Source organism: Halanaerocella petrolearia (genome assembly GCF_054657875.1).
The window spans coordinates 1,219,368-1,239,559 of record NZ_BAAHXW010000002.1 but is presented as its reverse complement, the minus strand read 5'-3'; the positions used below and the strand labels follow the sequence as shown (position 1 = coordinate 1,239,559).

The 20,192-nt window shown below is 36.4% G+C and carries 16 protein-coding genes, 3 tRNA genes, 3 rRNA genes, 1 pseudogene and 1 riboswitch; of the genes and pseudogenes, 2 read left to right on the top strand and 21 right to left on the bottom strand.

The genetic code is table 11. The features are described 5' to 3' along the window. Positions 1-221 precede the first annotated feature (221 nt). The 11 genes and pseudogenes from ACYQ39_RS13485 to ACYQ39_RS13435 all read right to left on the bottom strand — a co-directional run bounded on the left by ACYQ39_RS13485 (position 222) and on the right by ACYQ39_RS13435 (position 8,670). The gene (locus ACYQ39_RS13485) at positions 222-866 is read right to left on the bottom strand and encodes a TraR/DksA C4-type zinc finger protein (RefSeq protein ID WP_459844108.1); all 645 of its coding nucleotides are present in this window, start codon (positions 864-866) and stop codon (positions 222-224) included. A gap of 20 nt (positions 867-886) precedes the next feature. Further along, a complete protein-coding gene (locus ACYQ39_RS13480; RefSeq protein ID WP_459844106.1) occupies positions 887-1,414 on the bottom strand; it encodes a nitroreductase family protein in 528 nt (175 codons plus the stop codon). A 325-nt stretch (positions 1,415-1,739) separates the two neighbouring features. Then, positions 1,740-2,003 (bottom strand): annotated as a pseudogene (locus tag ACYQ39_RS13475) (alpha amylase N-terminal ig-like domain-containing protein). 107 nt (positions 2,004-2,110) lie between these two features. Continuing rightward, positions 2,111-2,186 (bottom strand) — tRNA-Asn (locus ACYQ39_RS13470). 25 nt (positions 2,187-2,211) lie between these two features. Beyond that, a 5S ribosomal RNA gene (gene rrf / locus ACYQ39_RS13465) occupies positions 2,212-2,328 on the bottom strand. Positions 2,329-2,371: 43 nt separating this feature from the next. Next, positions 2,372-5,333 (bottom strand): 23S ribosomal RNA (locus ACYQ39_RS13460). A 67-nt stretch (positions 5,334-5,400) separates the two neighbouring features. Next, positions 5,401-5,476, bottom strand: a tRNA-Ala gene (locus ACYQ39_RS13455). Between the two features lie 5 nt (positions 5,477-5,481). Next, positions 5,482-5,558: transfer RNA gene (locus ACYQ39_RS13450), tRNA-Ile, on the bottom strand. Between the two features lie 79 nt (positions 5,559-5,637). Continuing rightward, positions 5,638-7,173 (bottom strand): 16S ribosomal RNA (locus tag ACYQ39_RS13445). Together the 16S, 23S and 5S rRNA genes with 3 tRNA genes alongside form the textbook arrangement of a ribosomal RNA operon. Before the next feature lie 272 nt (positions 7,174-7,445). Further along, positions 7,446-8,084, bottom strand: coding sequence for a uracil-DNA glycosylase (locus ACYQ39_RS13440; RefSeq protein ID WP_459844103.1), 639 nt, complete (start codon positions 8,082-8,084; stop codon positions 7,446-7,448). A 28-nt stretch (positions 8,085-8,112) separates the two neighbouring features. Continuing rightward, positions 8,113-8,670 (bottom strand): hypothetical protein, encoded by a 558-nt coding sequence (locus ACYQ39_RS13435; RefSeq protein WP_459844101.1) that lies wholly within the window; start codon positions 8,668-8,670, stop codon positions 8,113-8,115. A gap of 125 nt (positions 8,671-8,795) precedes the next feature. Here ACYQ39_RS13435 and ACYQ39_RS13430 point away from each other — a divergent pair, with 125 nt between their 5' ends. Further along, positions 8,796-10,073 (top strand): flagellar hook-length control protein FliK, encoded by a 1,278-nt coding sequence (locus ACYQ39_RS13430; protein ID WP_459844099.1) that lies wholly within the window; start codon positions 8,796-8,798, stop codon positions 10,071-10,073. A gap of 16 nt (positions 10,074-10,089) precedes the next feature. Continuing rightward, positions 10,090-10,353: an EscU/YscU/HrcU family type III secretion system export apparatus switch protein gene (locus ACYQ39_RS13425; protein WP_459844097.1), complete on the top strand. Its 264-nt coding sequence runs from the start codon at positions 10,090-10,092 to the stop codon at positions 10,351-10,353. On the opposite strand, the gene nth is transcribed toward ACYQ39_RS13425, so the two are convergent. The 10 genes from nth to ACYQ39_RS13375 all read right to left on the bottom strand — a co-directional run bounded on the left by nth (position 10,345) and on the right by ACYQ39_RS13375 (position 20,191). Then, positions 10,345-10,980, bottom strand: a complete 636-nt coding sequence (gene nth, locus ACYQ39_RS13420) for an endonuclease III (protein ID WP_459844094.1) — start codon at positions 10,978-10,980, stop codon at positions 10,345-10,347. The two genes, ACYQ39_RS13425 and nth, sit on opposite strands and share 9 nt — an antisense overlap. A 319-nt stretch (positions 10,981-11,299) precedes the next feature. Further along, a complete protein-coding gene (ribH, locus tag ACYQ39_RS13415; RefSeq protein ID WP_459844092.1) occupies positions 11,300-11,776 on the bottom strand; it encodes a 6,7-dimethyl-8-ribityllumazine synthase in 477 nt (158 codons plus the stop codon). A gap of 3 nt (positions 11,777-11,779) precedes the next feature. Continuing rightward, the gene (locus ACYQ39_RS13410) at positions 11,780-12,994 is read right to left on the bottom strand and encodes a bifunctional 3,4-dihydroxy-2-butanone-4-phosphate synthase/GTP cyclohydrolase II (RefSeq protein WP_459844089.1); all 1,215 of its coding nucleotides are present in this window, start codon (positions 12,992-12,994) and stop codon (positions 11,780-11,782) included. Between the two features lie 17 nt (positions 12,995-13,011). After that, positions 13,012-13,662: a riboflavin synthase gene (gene ribE / locus ACYQ39_RS13405; RefSeq protein WP_459844086.1), complete on the bottom strand. Its 651-nt coding sequence runs from the start codon at positions 13,660-13,662 to the stop codon at positions 13,012-13,014. A 159-nt stretch (positions 13,663-13,821) separates the two neighbouring features. Further along, positions 13,822-14,913: a bifunctional diaminohydroxyphosphoribosylaminopyrimidine deaminase/5-amino-6-(5-phosphoribosylamino)uracil reductase RibD gene (gene ribD, locus ACYQ39_RS13400; protein ID WP_459844083.1), complete on the bottom strand. Its 1,092-nt coding sequence runs from the start codon at positions 14,911-14,913 to the stop codon at positions 13,822-13,824. A gap of 77 nt (positions 14,914-14,990) precedes the next feature. Continuing rightward, a riboswitch (FMN riboswitch) is annotated at positions 14,991-15,105 on the bottom strand. Positions 15,106-15,171: 66 nt separating this feature from the next. After that, on the bottom strand, positions 15,172-15,816 hold the full coding sequence (gene rpe, locus ACYQ39_RS13395) for a ribulose-phosphate 3-epimerase (protein ID WP_459844080.1): 645 nt from the start codon (positions 15,814-15,816) through the stop codon (positions 15,172-15,174). Position 15,817: 1 nt separating this feature from the next. Further along, positions 15,818-16,708: a ribosome small subunit-dependent GTPase A gene (rsgA, locus tag ACYQ39_RS13390; RefSeq protein ID WP_459844078.1), complete on the bottom strand. Its 891-nt coding sequence runs from the start codon at positions 16,706-16,708 to the stop codon at positions 15,818-15,820. Positions 16,709-16,738: 30 nt separating this feature from the next. Continuing rightward, entirely contained in the window at positions 16,739-18,652 is a 1,914-nt protein-coding gene (gene pknB, locus ACYQ39_RS13385) for a Stk1 family PASTA domain-containing Ser/Thr kinase (RefSeq protein ID WP_459844075.1), read from the bottom strand. Positions 18,653-18,705: 53 nt separating this feature from the next. Then, positions 18,706-19,419 (bottom strand): Stp1/IreP family PP2C-type Ser/Thr phosphatase, encoded by a 714-nt coding sequence (locus ACYQ39_RS13380; protein WP_459844072.1) that lies wholly within the window; start codon positions 19,417-19,419, stop codon positions 18,706-18,708. 34 nt (positions 19,420-19,453) lie between these two features. Then, positions 19,454-20,191, bottom strand: coding sequence for an FHA domain-containing protein (locus tag ACYQ39_RS13375; RefSeq protein WP_459844069.1), 738 nt, complete (start codon positions 20,189-20,191; stop codon positions 19,454-19,456). Position 20,192 lies beyond the last annotated feature (1 nt).

Here is a 20,192-nt window from a genome sequence, read left to right as displayed (position 1 = left end):
ACTCATATTTTAGCATAAATAACATAAAAAAACAAGAAATATAGATTAGAGCTTATTCACAAAATAACTTTATATACAACACGATAATAATTAATTATACTCTAAGTTTATTAATAGTATCAGTATAAAAGTATAGACATATTTAATTAGACATATTAAAATATAATTAAAAATAAAAAGCCTTTTCTAATTTTAATAGAAAAGGCTTTTATGCTCCTATTTTATTCCTTATCTTCAAATATATCTTTCAGTTCATCTTCATAGAGATCTTGATAAGGCCATTCATCAGCATCAATATAACTATCTAAAGCATTACGAGCACCTGGCACATCAGAAGGTGTATTAGAAGTGCCTACCGAAGCCAAAGACTGCCAAGTATCTTCTCCATCAAAAGCTGTATTTTCACTATCATCTGTTAACCTAAAATATCCACCTGTATCAAAATAGTCATTCATTGTAGCCTCTTCTAATGGTCTATCACTGATATTTTCACTTGTCTCAAAATCATTTTTACAATCAATACAGATAGTAGTATGAGGCATAGCCTCTAAACGCTTTGAATTAATATCTTCCCCACAGTAGTCACATGAACCATACTGCCCTGACTCAATCTTTTCTAAAGCATCATCAATCATTGTCAACATAACCTTAGCATTATCTTGTAAGCCAATATCTTTCTCTCTTTCAAAAGTAGTATTACCAGAGTCAGCAGGATGGTTATCATAATTTGATAAACCACTAGTTGACTCACGAATACTATTCTTTAAACCAGCATAGCCATTATCATCAAACTTATCGATTTGATTCAAAATTCTTTTTCTTTCCTGTATTAATTTCTGCTGATAATAGTCTAGATTCAAATTCATTAATCATCACCTCCTAGTTCCTAATTAATAAATGTCACAATCTCATCTAGTGAGCGACTAGGAGTAGCATCTTTTAACTTTTCTTCTGAATAGCCAATAGTAACTAAAGCAATTGGCCAAGTTTCTTCTTTAATACCTAAAGTTAATTTTACCTTATTTTCATCAAATGCTCCTATCCAACAACTACCTAAATCATAAGCCTCAGCAGCCAAAATAATATTCTCAATTGCTGCTGCAGTATCTTGGATAACATATAAACTAGCACCACGCCTACCATATTCATCTGCTGAAATATCAGGCAAAGCACAAACCGTAATAATAGCTGATGCATCAGAAATCCACTTTTGATTATGGCAAGCTTCAACTAACTTATTAATTTTTTCTTGGTCTTTAACTACATAGAATTCCCAAGGTTGTAAATTACCTGCACTAGGAGCGTAATGAGCTGACTCTAATATTTCATAAATTACTTCATCTGAAACTGTTTCAGGAAGATAATTTCTAGTACTGACACGATCCCTCATTGCTGTAATAGCATCTTTAGACACTAATATGATACCTCCTTGCAGATCAATTATACAATTTTACTCTAGTATCTAACCTTTAAGTTTTCCTTAAAGCCAACTATTATACAAGCAATTAAAAACAAAGGTAGGAATATTTCGAATAGATTATCATCTAAAGAGTTAAAATATAAACTAAGATTTTATCTTAACATAACAACACTTTTAAAAAATTATTCCAACTTCAAAATTGCAACACTATCTCCATAATAAATCATTATCTTTTTAAGTATATTGGAAACAGTCTTTATCTTCAGGAAAATCAAATTTAAAACCATAAGTAGAATAATATAACCCTTCTTGACCATCATTAAGTAAAAAAATACTTAAACTTCTTTTTAGAATAATTAATCTCTACTTTAAAATAATCATATAACTGATTAGAACTATACTTTTTCATCTTTTTCCTAAAACGAGGTGCATTATTATTCCAGTCCCTAAAACCACCATCATAAATTACATATACATCATTTTAGTCACCTTTTTTAGCTCTTAACCGTAGAAAAAGCTGATCTTTATCTACTGGATAAACATAGTTCCCATATGGTTTATGATATACTGCTGCTCTTAACATCCCCCCCTAATATAAGACTAATTTATATCTTTCTATTATTTTACAATTAATTCCTGCAAACAAAAAATAAAAAAAGACACCTCCAAAGGTGTCAAAAAAAATAAAAATGGCTCCCCGAGCAGGACTTGAACCTGCGACAAAGTGGTTAACAGCCACTCGCTCTACCAACTGAGCTATCGGGGAACAATATAGTTTTATATATAGCAAATTCTGGCGGCGACCTACTCTCCCATAGGGCTACCCCTATAGTACCATCAGCGCTGGAGGACTTAACTACTGTGTTCGAGATGGGAACAGGTGTTGCCCCTCCGCAATCACCACCAGAATTATTTATTACACTTTCAAAACTGCACAATAATAACTTTATCTAGATTAAACCCTCGTTCTATTAGTACCAGTCAGCTTAATATGTCACCACACTTATACTCCTGGCCTATCTACCTGATAGTCTATCAGGGAACTTACTGGATTATTCCATGGGATATCTAATCTTGAGATCTGCTTCACGCTTAGATGCTTTCAGCGCTTATCAGTTCCGCACTTAGCTACCCAGCAATGCCATTGGTTGACAACTGGTCCACCAGCGGTACGTCCATCCCGGTCCTCTCGTACTGGGGATAGTTTCCCTCAAATATCCTGCGCCCACGGCGGATAGGGACCGAACTGTCTCACGACGTTCTGAACCCAGCTCGCGTGCCGCTTTAATGGGCGAACAGCCCAACCCTTGGAACCTGCTCCAGCTCCAGGATGCGACGAGCCGACATCGAGGTGCCAAACCTCCCCGTCGATGTGAACTCTTGGGGGAGATAAGCCTGTTATCCCCGGGGTAACTTTTATCCGTTGAGCGACGGCAATTCCATGCTCTACCGTCGGATCACTAAGCCCGACTTTCGTCCCTGCTCGACCTGTATGTCTCGCAGTCAGGCTCCCTTCTGCCTTTACACTCTTCGTGCGATTTCCAACCGCACTGAGGGAACCTTTGGGCGACTCCGTTACTCTTTAGGAGTCGACCGCCCCAGTCAAACTGCCTGTCTGAAACTGTCCTAACACTGGGTTACAGTGCGTAGTTAGAACGCCGGCACAATAAGAGTGGTATCCCATTGATGGCTCCATCGACACTAGCGCGCCGATTTCAATGCCTCCCACTTATACTGTACATAGTGTACCAAAGTTCAATATCAGACTGCAGTAAAGCTCCACGGGGTCTTTCCGTCCAGCCGCGGGTAGTCTGCATCTTCACAGACACTTCAATTTCACCGAGTCCTTCGTCGAGACAGTGCTTAGGTCGTTGCGCCATTCGTGCAGGTCGGAACTTACCCGACAAGGAATTTCGCTACCTTAGGACCGTTATAGTTACGGCCGCCGTTCACTGGGGCTTAAGTTCAATGCTTTGGATCTAAGTCCTAACATATCCCCGTGACCTTCCAGCACCGGGCAGGCGTCAGCCCCTATACTTCGACTTGCGTCTTAGCAGAGACCTGTGTTTTTGGTAAACAGTCGCCTAAGCTTCTTTGTTGCAACCTCTTCGAGCATAACTCTATTGAGGCACCCCTTCTCCCAAAGTTACGGGGCTAGTTTGCCGAGTTCCTTGACGAAGGTTCACTCGCTCGCTTTAGAATTCTCATCCAGTCCACCTGTGTCAGTTTGGGGTACGGGTACCTATCACCTTGCTAGAGGTTTTTCTTGGCAGTAGAGAATCAACTTCTTCGTTCCCGTAGGAACTCCTGATCACACTTCAAAGTTATCAATGGTCCGGATTTGCCTAAACCATCCTTCTAAGTGTTTCAACCTGTCATACCGTTGACAGGCAAGTCTATCTTCCTGCGTTACCCCTTCGCTCAAATGCTAATAGGTAGCGTCGGAATTTTGACCGACTATCCATCGCCTACGCCTTTCGGCCTCGGCTTAGGTCCCGGCTTACCCTGAGCGGACGAGCCTTGCTCAGGAAACCTTGGACTTTCAGCGAACAGGATTCTCACCTGTTTCTCGTTACTCATACCGGCATTATCGCTTCTATACAGTCCACAGCTCCTTCCGGTACTGCTTCAGTCCGTATAGAATGCTCCCCTACCATTGGATAACCAATTCGCAGTTTCGGTGGTAGACTTGAGCCCCGGATATTTTAGGCGCAAGACCACTCGACCAGTGAGCTATTACGCACTCTTTAAATGAATGGCTGCTTCTAAGCCAACATCCTGGTTGTCTAGGCAGTCTCACTTCCTTTGCCACTTAGTCTACACTTTGGGACCTTAACTGGCGATCTGGGTTGTTTCCCTCTCGACTATGAAGCTTATCCCACATAGTCTGACTCTTAAGCTTTCTGTATTAGGATTCGGAGTTTGAATGGATTCGGTAGCTTGGGTAAGCCCCTAGTCCAATCAGTGCTCTACACCCAATACAGCCGTCTTAAGGCTAGCCCTAAAGCTATTTCGGGGAGAACCAGCTATCTCCGAGTTCGATTGGCCTTTCACCCCTATCCACAGTTCATCCCATGGCTTTTCAACGCCAACGCGGTTTGGACTTCCACAGGCTGTTACACCTGCTTCATCCTGACCATGGATAGGTCACTCGGTTTCGGGTCTATGCTAAGCGACTTGCGCCCTCTTCAGACTCGCTTTCGCTACGGCTTCACCTTTTAGGCTTAACCTCTGCCACTTCACATAACTCGCCGGTTCGTTAAGCAAAAAGCACGCCATTAGGCTGATATATATACGCCCTCTGACCGCTTGTAAGCATATGGTTTCAAGGTCTATTTCACTCCCCTCTCGGGGTTCTTTTCATCTTTCCCTCACGGTACTGGTTCACTATCGGTCGCCAGATAATATTTAGCCTTAGGAGATGGTCCTCCTCACTTCCCACGAGGTTCCACGTGACTCATGGTACTCAGGTACTATCTAAGCCTCTTTTAATTTTCATCTACAGGACTATTACCTTCTGTGGTGTGGCTTTCCAACCACTTCGACTAGCTAAAAGTCAGCTTATGATACTTCATAGTAGTATCGTGATAGCCCTACGACTCTATAATAGCAATGCCTATGAGCTTTTACACTATTACAGTTTGGGCTATTCCCCTTCCGCTCGCCGCTACTTAGGGAATCGCTTTTGCTTTCTTTTCCTAGGGTTACTAAGATGTTTCAGTTCACCCGGTTACCTTCCTAGAGTTATTTTAATTCACTCTAAGATGACATGGGTTACCATGTCAGGTGCTCCCATTAGGATATCCTTGAGTCATCACTTGTTTGCAGCTCGTCAAGGCTTATCGCAGCTTGCCACGTCCGTCATCGGTTTCTGGCGCCTAGATATCCACCATACGCCCTTACTAGTTTAATCTAGACTCGGTTAATCGTTGTTATTGTGCAGTTTTCAAGGTGCAATTAAGAACTATAAAAGTCCTAAATGGTGGAGATAGTCGGGTTCGAACCGACGACCTCCGCCTTGCAAGGGCGGCGCTCTCCCAGCTGAGCTATATCCCCACGTATGGTGGGTCTAAGTGGATTTGAACCACTGACCTCACGCTTATCAGGCGTGCGCTCTGACCAACTGAGCTATAGACCCATATCTTATTAAGAGAGACTCAGTCTCTCAAAACTAAACAATGTAACATTCCAACTACCCTCAGCGTTTAACTCCTTAGAAAGGAGGTGATCCAGCCGCACCTTCCGGTACGGCTACCTTGTTACGACTTCACCCCCCTTATCGGGCACACCTTCGGCGCTTCTCTCACTTGGTTGAGTCAGCGACTTCTGGTGCCCCCAACTCGGGTGGTGTGACGGGCGGTGTGTACAAGGCCCGGGAACGTATTCACCGTGACATTCTGATCCACGATTACTAGCGACTCCAGCTTCATGCAGATGAGTTGCAATCTGCAATCCGAACTGAGACTCACTTTACAGGATTGGCTCTACCTTGCGGTCTCGCTTCCTTTTGTGTAAGCCATTGTAGCACGTGTGTAGCCCAGAACATAAGGGGCATGATGACTTGACGTCATCCCCACCTTCCTCCGCGTTCTTCCGCGGCAGTCTCCTTAGAGTCCCCATCATTACATGCTGGCAACTAAGAATAAGGGTTACGCTCGTTGCGGGACTTAACCCAACATCTCACGACACGAGCTGACGACAGCCATGCACCACCTGTCATTTCTGTCCCCGAAGGGAACTTCTCTGTTAAAAGAATATCAGAAAGATGTCAAGTTCTGGTAAGGTTCTTCGCGTTGCTTCGAATTAAACCACATGCTCCGCCGCTTGTGCGGGCCCCCGTCAATTCCTTTGAGTTTCAACCTTGCGGTCGTATTCCCCAGGCGGGATACTTAAAGCGTTAACTACGGCACCGAGGGAGTTGAACCCCCAACACCTAGTATCCAGCGTTTACAGCTAGGACTACCGGGGTATCTAATCCCGTTTGATACCCTAGCTTTCGTGCCTCAGCGTCAGAGTCAGACCAGGAGACTGTTTTCACCATTGGTATTCTTCCTAATATCTACGTATTTCACCACTACACTAGGAATTCCATCTCCCTCTTCTACTCTCAAGTCTAACAGTTTCAAAGGACTTTCACTAGTTGAGCTAGTGGCTTTCACCTCTGACTTGCTAGACCGCCTGCGCACCCTTTACGCCCAGTAATTCCGGACAACGCTTGCCCCTTACGTGTTACCGCGGCTGCTGGCACGTAATTAGCCGGGGCTTTCTTTTGAGGTACCGTCATACCTAGCAGTTGTTCACTACTAAGTTGTTCTTCCCTCAAGACAGAGCTTTACGACCCTAAGGCCTTCATCACTCACGCGGCATTGCTCCGTCAGGCTTTCGCCCATTGCGGAAGATTCCCCACTGCAGCCTCCCGTAGGAGTCTGGGCCGTGTCTCAGTCCCAGTGTGGCCGATCGCCCTCTCAGGCCGGCTACCCATCGTTGCCTTGGTAAGCTGTTATCTTACCAACTAGCTAATGGGACGCAAGCTCATCTTTAAACGATAGTAATCCATCTTTCCTCTAAAAAGAGTATATCCAGTATTAGCCACCCTTTCGAGTAGTTATCCCAGATTTAAAGGTAGATAACTTACGCGTTACTCACCCGTTCGCTGCTTTACTCGTTACCCGAAGGTAACTTTCTCGCACAACTTGCATGTGTTAAGCATGCCGCCAGCGTTCGTCCTGAGCCAGGATCAAACTCTCCGAAAAAAGGAAATGAGTTTGACACTGACTTCGGAATAGTCGGATGTTACATTGTTTAGTTTTCAAAGACCGAAATCTCTGTCGCCTTTTCAAGCGACATTTACTATATTATCAAACATTTGTTTTTCTGTCAATAAGTTTCCTGGATTATTTTTGCTTGTCCAAAAAGAACTACTGCTCTCGAGCGACATTTATTATATTATCAAACACTTCTTTTAATGTCAAGTTCTTTCTAAACTTATAGACAAACTGTACTTTGTGGTGACACAATTATCATCTTAAACTTCTTTCCCTTCAGCTTTCAACTTTAAATACTTATTATAAGTCTTTTTAATTTTTAAAAAATCATTCCAAACCGGTTTCTTTTTTCTTTCATCATGTAATAATGCTGCCGGATGAAAAGTAGGTAAAAAATACTTTCCTTCTCTTTCTACCCAAACTCCTCGCTGCCTAGTAATTCTCCCATTAGAATCTAATAAGCCTCTTAAAGCAGTTGATCCTAAAGGAATTATAATTTTAGGGTTCACAAATTTTATCTCTTGGGCCAATATCCAAAGACAACTCTGCATCTCCTTTATAGTAGGCTTTCTATTTCTTGGTGGACGACATTTAATAATATTACTAATATAAACTTCTTCTCTATCTATTTCAGCTGCTTTTAGTATCTTATTCAAAAGCTGTCCAGCATTCCCTACAAAAGGAATCCCTTGCTGATCTTCATTTTTACCAGGACCTTCACCTATAAACATTAAATCAGCCTTTAGATTACCAGAACCAAAAACTACTTGGGTACAATCTTCTCTCAGTCCACATCTATGACATTTAAGTGCTACTTTCCTTACTTCATCCAAGTTATTAAGCCTTCGATCTAATCGATTATTAAATAATTCCAACTGTGACTGAGTAGAAAATAACATTTAATTCCTCCTAACTAACCTTAATAAACTAAACAGGTAATAAATTATTTAAATTAAGTACATTAATATTAATTTCTTCAGCTGCTAGTTCTTCTTTTTCACAAACCTTCTCTCTATTATTAACCAAAAAATCTAACTGCTTGTACAAATTATTAAATTCCTCATCATCCTGTAATAGCCTCTGCTCATAAAACTGTTTACCTATTTTAATTAAACAATTTATATTCTCCTGATTTAACTGAGATAATTTCTTCTGCTTTCGTTGCAAAGAGTTATTCAATCTTTCTTTTCGTTTAGTAATCTTCTTCTCTTTTTCTAAATCATTATCTATTTCAACTAATTTATCTTCAGACTCATTAATTCCTTCTTCTAAGCCAGAAATTCTACTCTGTAATTGAGAACAGATCTGAAGATTATTGACTAATAAAGTTAATTGCCCCTTCAATTCAGAGCTTAATTTATCATTATACTTTAAGATAATCTGAGCATAATTCTTAATTACTAAGCAGCCTACAGAAATAAGTAAATCTTTCATATTTCCCCCACTACCTTTAATTCTTTGATATTTATTTACTGCTACTAACATACAGATCAACTCCTAATTAATTCAATTTTTCTAATCTTATTAAAACTTCTCTTAACTAAACAAGCAGGTTTATTAGAACCAGTATAGAATATAAATATATATAACATAAGGGGTGAATAATTAATATGGAAATTAACAGACTATCGACACTAAAACAGTATAACTTAAATAACGATAAAATGTCAAATTCAATTCCTAAAAATATAGATAAACTAAACTTTAAATCTATAACTATTTCTAGTTTACTACAGAACTTATCATTAAATACAACCGAATATAATAAAATGATTGCCACTGAGCTATTAAAAGCTAATCTACCTTTGAATAAAGAACTTATGACTACTATAAGTCAATTCTTACAAAATACTGAAGATGAGATTTCAGCTACAACAAAAGAAAAGATACAAGTAGCAATTTTATTAAAGCAACTTCAACTACCACTTAAAACAAAATATTTTCATCTAATCAAAGAGTATAACTCTTCATCTAAAGAACTAAAACAAATACTCAATCAACTATTTCATCAAGATAAATCTAAACTCAACTCACAAACTAATAATTCAAATAACTTAAAATCAGATTTACAAAAGTTAATTCAACAATTTAAAATACCTATCCAAAACAAAGAAGACAAATTAGTAACAATTTTTAAAAAAATAATTACTACCTTAGAGAATAAACCAAAACCAAATTTAACTTCTCAATTAACTAAAATCATAAAAAAACATCCTAATATATTAACTAGATTAAAAAAAGGATCATCTAAAGCTAAATTCGGTAAATTAGACAAACTAATTAAATCCTCTATCAACGACAATAATTTATTAGCTAAATACAAATTACTAACAACAGTTATTACTCCTAATAATACTACACCAGACCAGGTAAAACAAGGTCTCACTACTATAAATTTTAACCCTGGGCAAAAAAAATTAATTGAGCTATTATCAAACTTAGAAACTAATAAGCAAGAAGGAGATAAATTTATACATAAACTAATTAGTTTAAAAGCAATGAATTATGAGACTAACCTATTACAATTAGTTCTACCAATAATGATAAAAGATGCCTTCAGTTTAGTTCAAATAGAAATTAAAGATGATCAACAACAAAAAAAAGAAAAAAATAAATCCGATTTAGAATTTTCCATTGCTCTAGAAACAGAAAAATTAGGTGATATTAGAATTAAAGTCAAAATTCAAAATTCACAACTTAATCTTCTCTTTTTAACTGATAATTCAGAAACTGAAGAACTAATTCAAACACAATTAACTGACTTAGCAACTAAACTAAAAGATACAGGTTATCAGTTAAATTACTGTAACTGTAAATTAGCAGATCAAAAACTAACTAATAGCAATAAAAAAGAAATAAAACTGACAAATATTGATTTTACTATTTAAAATAAGGAGCTATAATATGAAAAAAGAAAAAGAAGAGGCTGTAGCCTTAAAATATGATATCAACCAAGACCAAGCCCCAAAAGTGGTAGCTAAAGGACAAGGAAGTTTAGCTAAAGAGATTATAAACAAAGCAGAAGAGCATGATATTGCTATTGAAGAAGACAAAGACTTAGTTGAAGTACTCCTTCAACTAGAATTAGGAGAAGAAATACCTGAAGAACTCTACCAAGTAATAGCTGAAATCCTAAGTTTCGTTTTTGGCTTAGAAGACTTAACTTAACTTCTGATAGTAATCACAATATTTACTTATTAGACACTTTTTACATTTAGGGTTTCTAGCTTTACAAATATTGCGGCCATGAAAGATTAACCAATGGTGAGCTGCAGACCATAAGTGCTGAGGAATTACATCCATTAATTGCTCTTCTGTCTTTCTTACTTTATCACTATCTGCCAGTCCAACTCTATTAGATACTCTAAAAACATGAGTATCAACTGCAATAGCATCTTGATCAAAAATACAACTTGCTACCACATTAGCTGTCTTACGTCCAACTCCTGACAGTTTCATTAGTTCTTTTCTTTGCTGAGGAACTTGACTATTATAACCTTCAATCAACTTACGGCAAGTCTGTACGATATACTTACTTTTATTCCTATATAATCCTACTCCTCTAATATAAGACTCTAATTCTTCAGGCTCTAACTTAGCTATATCTTTAGGAGTTTTAAATTCAGCAAATAAGTCAGTAGTAACTTTATTAACTTGTTTATCCGTTGTTTGGGCTGATAAAATAACTGCTATCAATAACTGAAATGGATTCTCATATTTTAACTCAGTTTCTGGGGCAGGATAAGTATCTTCTAAAATTTCTAAAATTTCAACTGCTTCTTCTGTAGTCTTCATCTCTATTCCTCCTCAATGGTATTGATATAGTGTGTCACTGCAAGTGACACAGCTGTGAACTATCTGCTTTGAGCTATGAGCCAATTCAAAACCTTAAAATTGCTGTAATCTAAGGATTTGAAACGTGTTTATGGTTTTGAATTTGCCTTAGCTGACCTACGAGTTTCATAGAAACTCTTCGTGATAAAACACATCTGCTGACGACAGATAGCTGATAACCGTGGCATGAAAGTGCCACTTTATATCAATTAAGTTTATCTAAAATAAAAGAAGGTTACCATTAAACTTTCAATGATAACCTTCTCTCTTTCTACATTTTCTATAATTCACTCATTAAATTAGCCATTTCTAAAGCTCCTAGAGCAGCTTCCCAACCTTTATTACCTGCTTTAGTACCAGCTCTTTCAATAGCTTGTTCAATAGTATCAGTCGTAATAACTCCAAACATAACCGGTAAATTAGTATCAAAACTGGCCTTAGCTACTCCTTTAGAAACCTCGGCACAGACATAATCAAAGTGTGGAGTATCACCACGAATTACTGTTCCTAAACAGATTACTGCATCATAGTCTTCACTACTAGCCATCTTTCTAGCTACTAAAGGAATTTCAAAAGCACCTGGTACCCAAGCTACTTCAACATCTTCTTCATTGACTCCATGTCGAGTTAATGCATCTAATGCTCCTGTTAATAACTTAGAAGAGATAAACTCATTAAACCTACCTACTACAACCCCAAATTTCAAACCAGAACCTATTAAATCACCTTCATATACTTCCTTTACATTATAATCCATTGTCTATTCCTCCTTAATAAAATCATTTTCTAACATATGTCCTAATTTTTCTTTCTTAGTATTTAAATAGCTTTTATTAACTTCATTAGCTTCTATCTGATGAGGAACTCTTTCTACTACTTCTAGACCATATCCCTCTAAGCCTACAATTTTACGTGGGTTATTAGTCATCAGGCGAATACTACCTAGACCTAGATCTGATAATATCTGAGCTCCAATACCATAATCACGCATATCATCAGCAAAACCAAGCTCCTGATTGGCTTCAACAGTATCTTTTCCTTCATCCTGTAATTGATAAGCTTTTAATTTATTAGCTAATCCAATACCTCTTCCTTCTTGGCGCATATAAAGAACTACTCCTTGGCCCTCTTCTTCAATACGCTCTAAAGACTTTCCTAACTGAGCTCGACAATCACACCGTAAAGAACCTAAAGCATCACCAGTTAAACATTCAGAATGAACTCTAACTAATACATTCTCTTTATCTTTTACTTCTCCTTTAATAATTGCTACATGACATTTATCATCGACTTTAGTTTCATAACCAATAGCTTTAAAATCACCAAATTTACTAGGTAGATCAACTTCTGCTACTTCATGAACTAACTTATCTTGCTTCATACGATATTCAATTAAATCTTCAATAGTAATAATTTTTAGATTATGTTCTTTAGCAAACTCCACCAGTTCTGGTACTCGAGCCATTGTTCCATCATCAGACATAATCTCACAGATTACACCCGCTGGCTTAAAACCAGCCAATTTAGCCAAATCAACTGCTGCTTCTGTATGACCAGTTCTTCTTAAAACACCACCATCTTTAGCTTCTAAAGGAAAGATATGTCCTGGACGATTCAGTTCTGAAGGCTCTGTATCTTCATCTATTAAAGCATTAATAGTTTGAGCTCTTTCAAAAGCTGAAATACCAGTAGTAGTATCCTTATGGTCTACTGAAATAGTAAAAGCAGTCTCATGGGTATCAGTGTTATCCTCTACCATTTGATCTAAATTTAACTCCTCTAATCGTTTGCTAGTCATTGGAGTGCAGATTAGACCTCTTCCATACTTAGCCATAAAATTGACCTTCTCAGGTGTAACCTTGTCTGCTGCTAAGATTAAATCTCCTTCATTTTCTCTATCTTCATCATCTACTACTATTACCATTTTACCTTCTTTAATGTCAGTAATTGCTTCTTCAATAGTATTAAATTTCATCTTCTCCACTCCTTACTCTAAGCTAATAAGAATCCCTTTTCTTTTAATAAATTGATATCTATATCTTCTTCTTCTTCCTCTTTAAAACCCATCATTCGTTCTACATATTTACCAATCATATCTGCTTCTAGATTCACCTTATCCCCTACTCCTTTATTACCTAATACAGTTTCTTGAGCTGTATGAGGAATAATAGAAACAGAAAATGTAGTCTCCTTAAGTTCAGCAACTGTCAGACTGATTCCATCTATAGCCACTGAACCTTTAGGGATTATATATCTTAGCAATTCAACTTCTGGCTTAATAGTAATAATAATTGCATTATCTTCTCTTTCTTGACTTACAATCTCTCCTAAGCCATCAATATGTCCAGAAACCAAATGACCACCTAATCTATCTCCTACTCTTAAAGCCCGTTCTAAATTAACTTGAGCACCAGTCTTTAATTGAGCAAGACTAGATTTTCGCATTGTTTCAGGCATAACATCGACAGTAAACTGGCTTTGACTAAAATCAGTAACTGTTAGGCAGACACCATTAGTAGCAATACTATCGCCAAGTTCTACATCCTCTAATACTTTCTTAGCAGCTATAGTTAATTCAATTGACTTACTTCCTCGATTAATCCGCTGTACTGTACCTAACTCTTCTACAATTCCAGTAAACATTATTCTCACCTCCTACCAGTCAGTTAACAGTTAACTGTTGACAGTGTATAGTTAAAACCCCAAAATCAAAATCTTATAATTCTCTTACAGATAAGAAAATACAAACAAGTTATATTTAACTTTGCTCTTGATTTTAACTGATAATTGTACAATTATCAGTTAATTATACTCTGGATAGCCTATCATTAAAATATCTTCACCAATCTCTTGAATCTCTTTATCTTTAATCCTAACTCCAGACTTAACTTGATCTACTCCTTGTCCTCCTACTACAGACACAGCATCTTCTCCACCGATGATTTTAGGAGCAATAAAATAATATAACTTATCTACTAATTCAGCCTCCCAAAATGAAGTATTAATCTGACTACCACCTTCTACTAATAAACTAATAATTTCTCGTCTTCCTAGTTTATCTAGTAACAAGTCTAGATCAACTTGATTATTTCCTGCTTCAATAATCTTAACTCCTATTGCTTTTAGCTCATCTTTCTTCTTCTCTGAAGCCTGCTTGGTAGTAACAACTATTGTTTTAGCTGATGATTCTTGAGTGATTACATTAGAATCAAGTGGAATACGTAATCTACTATCCAAAATAACTCTAACTGGATCTTCTCCACCATTAGGAAGTCTAGTTGTTAGTCTGGGATTGTCTGCTAAAATTGTACCAATTCCTACTAGAATAGCATCTACCTGATCCCGTAGCTTATGCACTAATTCTCGTGATTGCGAACCAGTAATCCATTTAGCATCTCCTGTCTTAGTAGCTATTCTACCATCTAAAGTTACTGCATTCTTTAAAATAACAAAAGGTTTTTTAGTAGTAATATATTTAATAAACCTTTCATTTAGTTCTTTAGCTTTATCAGACAAGACGCCTACTTCTACTTTTATCCCTGCTTCTCTTAGCATCTTTATTCCTGCTCCAGCTACTTTGGGATTAGGATCTTTCATGGCTATTACTACTCTCTCTATTTTAGCTTCAATAATTGCTTTACTACATGGTGGCGTCTTACCATAATGAGAACAAGGCTCTAAAGTAACATACAAAGTAGCTCCACTAATATCTTTATCAGCATTATCTAGAGCATTAATCTCAGCATGAGCTCCACCTGCATAATGATGATATCCCTGACCTATTATCTCTCCATCTTTAACAATTAAAGCTCCTACTAATGGATTAGGACTAGTTCTTCCTTTAGCTCTTTTAGCTAACTTTAATGCCTGTTTCATATACTCTCGATGATTCATCCCATCACCCTCCATCAAAAATAAAAAAGGTTCCTAAAGTAGACTTCAGGAACCTAAATTAAGTATAATCACCTTAATTCTCTCTCCTCCCTGCCAGACTATAACTGTCGGTTCTGGAATTACACCAGATCAGCTATTCGCTCGCGGACTATCACCGCCGGTTAGGATTTACACCTGTTCCCGAAGAAAGTAATACTAACTAATATTAAGTTTTAACTATCAACATTATACTATTATTCATCAAACAAATCAAATAATCTATTTATTTTTTAATTGATCTATAGCTTGAGCACGATTTTCAGCACCAAAAATAGCAGAGCCAGCTACTAAAATATTTGCGCCTGCCTCAATAGCATCGACTGCTGTAGTTCCTGGTTTAACACCACCATCAACCTGAATATCAATTTCTAAATTACGTTCATCAATTATTTTTCTTAATTCTTTGATCTTAGGTACTACTTCAGGAATAAATGATTGGCCACCAAAACCAGGATTGACTGTCATTAATAATACCATATCTAGTTCTGTTAATACATGTTCAATTGTAGTTAATGAAGTAGCTGGATTTAAAGCTACTGCTGCTTTAACTCCTTGAGACTTAATATTTTGGATAGTCCGATGCAAATGTGGACAAGTTTCAGCGTGGACTGTCATAATATCAGCTCCAGCATCAGCAAAAGCTGGAATATACTCATCAGGCTCTTCAATCATTAAGTGAACATCTAATATCTGATCAGTCTTATCTTGAATTGAATCTACAACTAACGGGCCAATAGTAATATTCGGGACAAAATGACCATCCATAACATCAAGATGTAAATATTCAGCATCCTTAACTGTAGCAATTTCTTCTTCTAACTTACTAAAATCAGCCGATAAAATAGAAGGTGCTATTTTAATCACGTTATCTCCTCCAGTCTCTTTCTTCTGCTTTCTTTATTTCATCTAAAAATTCTAAGTAATGATTATATCGATATTGAGCAATCTTTTCTTGATCTACTGCTGCTTTGACAGCACAATCTGGTTCATGGCTATGAGAACAGGGTGAAAATTTACAGCTATTAATATAACCAAGCATCTCTGGAAAGAAATACTGTAACTGTCGACTAGTAATAAAAGTTACATCTAAAGCACTAAACCCTGGAGTATCTGCTACCCAGCCTCCTATATCCAGAGATAATAACTCAACTCGGCGCGTAGTATGGCGACCACGCTTAATTCGTTTACTTATCTGACCTGTTCTTAACTCTAAATCAGGCTGAATAGCATTTAATAAACTAGATTTACCTACTCCTGAAGGGCCAGCAAAGACAGAAACTTTATCCTGCAGATTATTTTTTAATCTATCAATCCCCAATCCTTCTTGAGCACTAGTATAAACAACTTGATATCCAGCCTCTTCATAAGGTACCATTACTTCTTTTGCCTTATCTTTACTTAACAAATCAACTTTATTGACACAGATTATAATCTCTAAATCAGCTGCTTTACCTAAGATCAATAATCTATCTAATAACTTAAAATGCAGATCAGGATTAGCAATAGCTACTGTAATTACTACTTGATCTACATTAGCTATCGGAGGACGGAATAAAGAGTTTTCTCGCTCTAACCTCTCTTCTACTACCCCTGACCCATCATCTAAAATATTAAATTCAACCTTGTCTCCGGCAATAACATCAATATCTTCTTTCTTCAATCTACCTCTAATAGTTGATTGATATACTTTATCTTTTTGAGCATCATAGATAAAAAAGTATCCTCCATGTGCTTTTAATACCCTTCCTTGCTGCATAATCACTCTCCTTCCAACTGCATTTAACTACTAAATTCTCTTTTCTATATTTAGTTGACCATCGATATAAACTTGGATGACAGCCGATCCTACAGTTACAACTTGTTGTTCTACTTTATCCTCTGGTTGATGAGTCTGCTGATAAACAATTCGACGTCCATTATCATCTTTAACTACAATCTTTACTTCGCTCTTTTTTCCAGGTGGAATATAAGTCCTAACTTTAGAAGTTTTCACAGGAGCATCATAAGGATTTCTAATTCCTTGACTGATAATCAATTTAACAGTAGAACCTTCTAAAAGCTTATTACCTGATTCTGGCTGTTGAGCAATAATTCTACCTTTAAGATAATTTAAACTTTTTTTCTTAATTACCTGCCCTAAAATCAGATTTTTCTCTCTTAATTTATCAATTCCTTCTTCTCTTCTTAAACCTACTAAGCTAGGTACTGTTACTTCACGTGGTTTTCGGCCTTTACTGACAACTAACTTAACTTCTGTTTCGGACTTAACATTAGATTCAACTTGAGGAGTTTGAGAAATAATGTGATCCTTGGGAACTTCTTTACTATAAGTTCTCTCTACCTGACCTAAAATTAACTCTCTCTTATCTAATTCTAACTTTGCCTCACGTAATGTCTTATTAGATAGCTTAGGTATTTTAACTAATTTAGCACCTTTACTGATCACTACCTCTATTACTCGATTCTTCTTGACTACCTCATTAGGCTTAGGACTCTGAGAAACAACATGATTCTTCTTAATTTCATTATTATAAGCTTTATAATAAACCTCTAACCTTAAATCATGCTTATTTAATTTATTTTTAGCTTGTTTTATATCTCGTTTAATTATATTAGGAACTTTAACTTCTTCAACAGTCAAATAATCCATCAAGAAATAATAACCTGTCCCTAATACTATAGTTAAAATTAGTCCTACCATTCCTAAAGTAAATCCTAATCCTTTTTCTTGTTTCTCATCCGACTTTTCTTCTGCCACTGGTAAATCATCCTCTAAATTATTATTCTTCTCCTCAGTTTCAGCCTCTCTTTTCAGTTCCTCTTTCTTCAATTCTTCCTGAGCAATCACCATTGTCTCTTGATGAGATACCCCTTGTTCAATTCCTTTAGTAGCAATCTCTTTTAAATCACGTAACATTTCAGCTACCGAATTATATCTTTCTTCTGGTTCTTTAGCAAGAGCTTTAAGAATAATTTTCTCTAGCTTATTAGATACATTAGGATTTTTATCTTGTAGAGAGGGTGGCTCTTCTTCAACATGCTTTAAAGCTATCGCAACAGAACTATCAGCTCTAAAAGGCAGTTCTCCAGTTACTAACTCATATAAGACTACCCCTAAAGAATAAATATCTGACCTAGTACTTACTCTCTTTCCTTCAGCCTGTTCTGGAGAAAGATAATGGGCTGAACCAATAATAGAATTAGTCTGAGTCAAAGTAGCATCGGTTACTGCCTGTGCAATACCAAAATCAGTCACCTTAACTGTATTATCCTCAGTCAATAAAATATTATGAGGTTTGATATCACAATGAACAATATTATTACGATGGGCTTTAATTAATGCTCGACAGACTCCTTGCCCAATCTCAAGAGCCTTGCTTATCGGTAATTGGTTCTTTTCCTTTAGAACTTCTTTTAGATCAGAACTTCTAATATATTCCATGACTATATAGTGTAAATCATCTTCATGTCCAATATCAAAAATATTAACTATATTAGGATGAGATAAACTAGCTACAGCTTTTGCCTCTCTGTTAAATCTCTCTACAGCCTTTTGATTATCAGTAAATTGTTGTTGTAAGACCTTAACTGCTACTTCACGATCTAATAATTTATCTTTTCCTAAATAAACAATAGCCATTCCACCAGTACCAATCTTTTCTAATAGTTGATACCTATCATTTAATATTCTTCCAATCATCCCTGTCACCCCAGCAGTAAAACTAACCTTTTATATACCTAGTATATCATAATCTAACTATTCTGATAAATTAAAGCTGTAATATTATCATAACCACCAGCTTGATTAGCTCTTTCGACTATTAAATCAACCTTATCATCTAATGATAATTCTTTAGAAATAATTGTTTCTAACTCTCTTTTAGATAACATCTCTGTTACTCCATCAGAACAGAAAAAAATTAAATCATTACCTTCTAGGTTAATCTCAACTATATCTACCTCTACTTCTTCTTCAGTTCCTAAAGCTCTAGTCAATAAGTTTCTTTTAGGATGTTCAGCAGCCTCTTGAGAGCTAATTACATTCTTTCTTACTAACTCTCCTACATAAGAGTGGTCATCTGTAATCTGCTTTAACTTATTTTGTCGACATAAATAAGCTCTACTATCACCTACATGACCTATAGTTAAAATATTATTCTTAACTATACCTAAGGTCAATGTAGTTCCCATTCCTTTATATTTACTATCTCCTTTAGCTTGTTGTAAAATCTGACTATTAGCTTCTTTAATACATTCTCTAATCTCACTTGATAACTTATTCCCTCTAAAATTATGGTTCTCTACTGTACTTACAGCTATAGAACTAGCTACTGCACCAGCTCTATGCCCTCCCATGCCATCAGCTACAGCAATAATATCTAGATTATTCGCACCAATACTTACTAAATAATCATCTTCATTTCTGTCTCTAACTTGCCCTTGTTTAGAAATAGCTCCATAACCCATACTATCACCTCACTTAAGGTGTCTTTAATCTAACTTATTTTTCATAATAGAAATTTAATACTGCTTCTCCTAATTTTATTTTATCTCCATTACATAATTGCTTTTCAGTAACTAATTCTCCATTTACTAAAACACCGTTAGTACTATTTAAATCCCGAATTAGATAATAGTACTTTTTATTAATAATTTGAGCATGAACACGAGAAACACTAGGATCAGAAATTACAATTTCATTATTTGGCTGACGACCAATATTAGTCTCTACTGAATTAAGAAGAAAAGATCTTTCTTCTTTTTCAGGCATTAATAATTCAAGATAGGCCTTTCTTCTGGCTACAGGTTTAATCTTAATAGTAGAAGTAGCACTCATAGATATATCTTCTTTATTACTCTCTTTTTGAAATAATTTTGTTTCTTGTGTAATGGTTTCAGTATTAAGTTTAAATTCCCCTTTAATAGCTGGTTGTTCTAAATTATGCTTTAGACTAAAGTTCAACTGTAAATCATTACGTAATTTAAAGTTCATTTCCTCTAATTTCTCTTTAATTATCTCTTTAATCTCTATCTTTAATTGCCTATTAATTAATTCTAATTCAGAACTAGAAAGTTGAATTCTATAATAATCTGGAACATAAATTTCATTTTTACCACGTTTCTTTTTGGCTTTCATCTCAGCTATAATTCTAGTTACTATCCCTTCTATAATTTCATTTTTTGAATCAGTAGATAGTATCTTCTTTACCTTCCGGGCCAACTTAGCTGCAAACTTCATA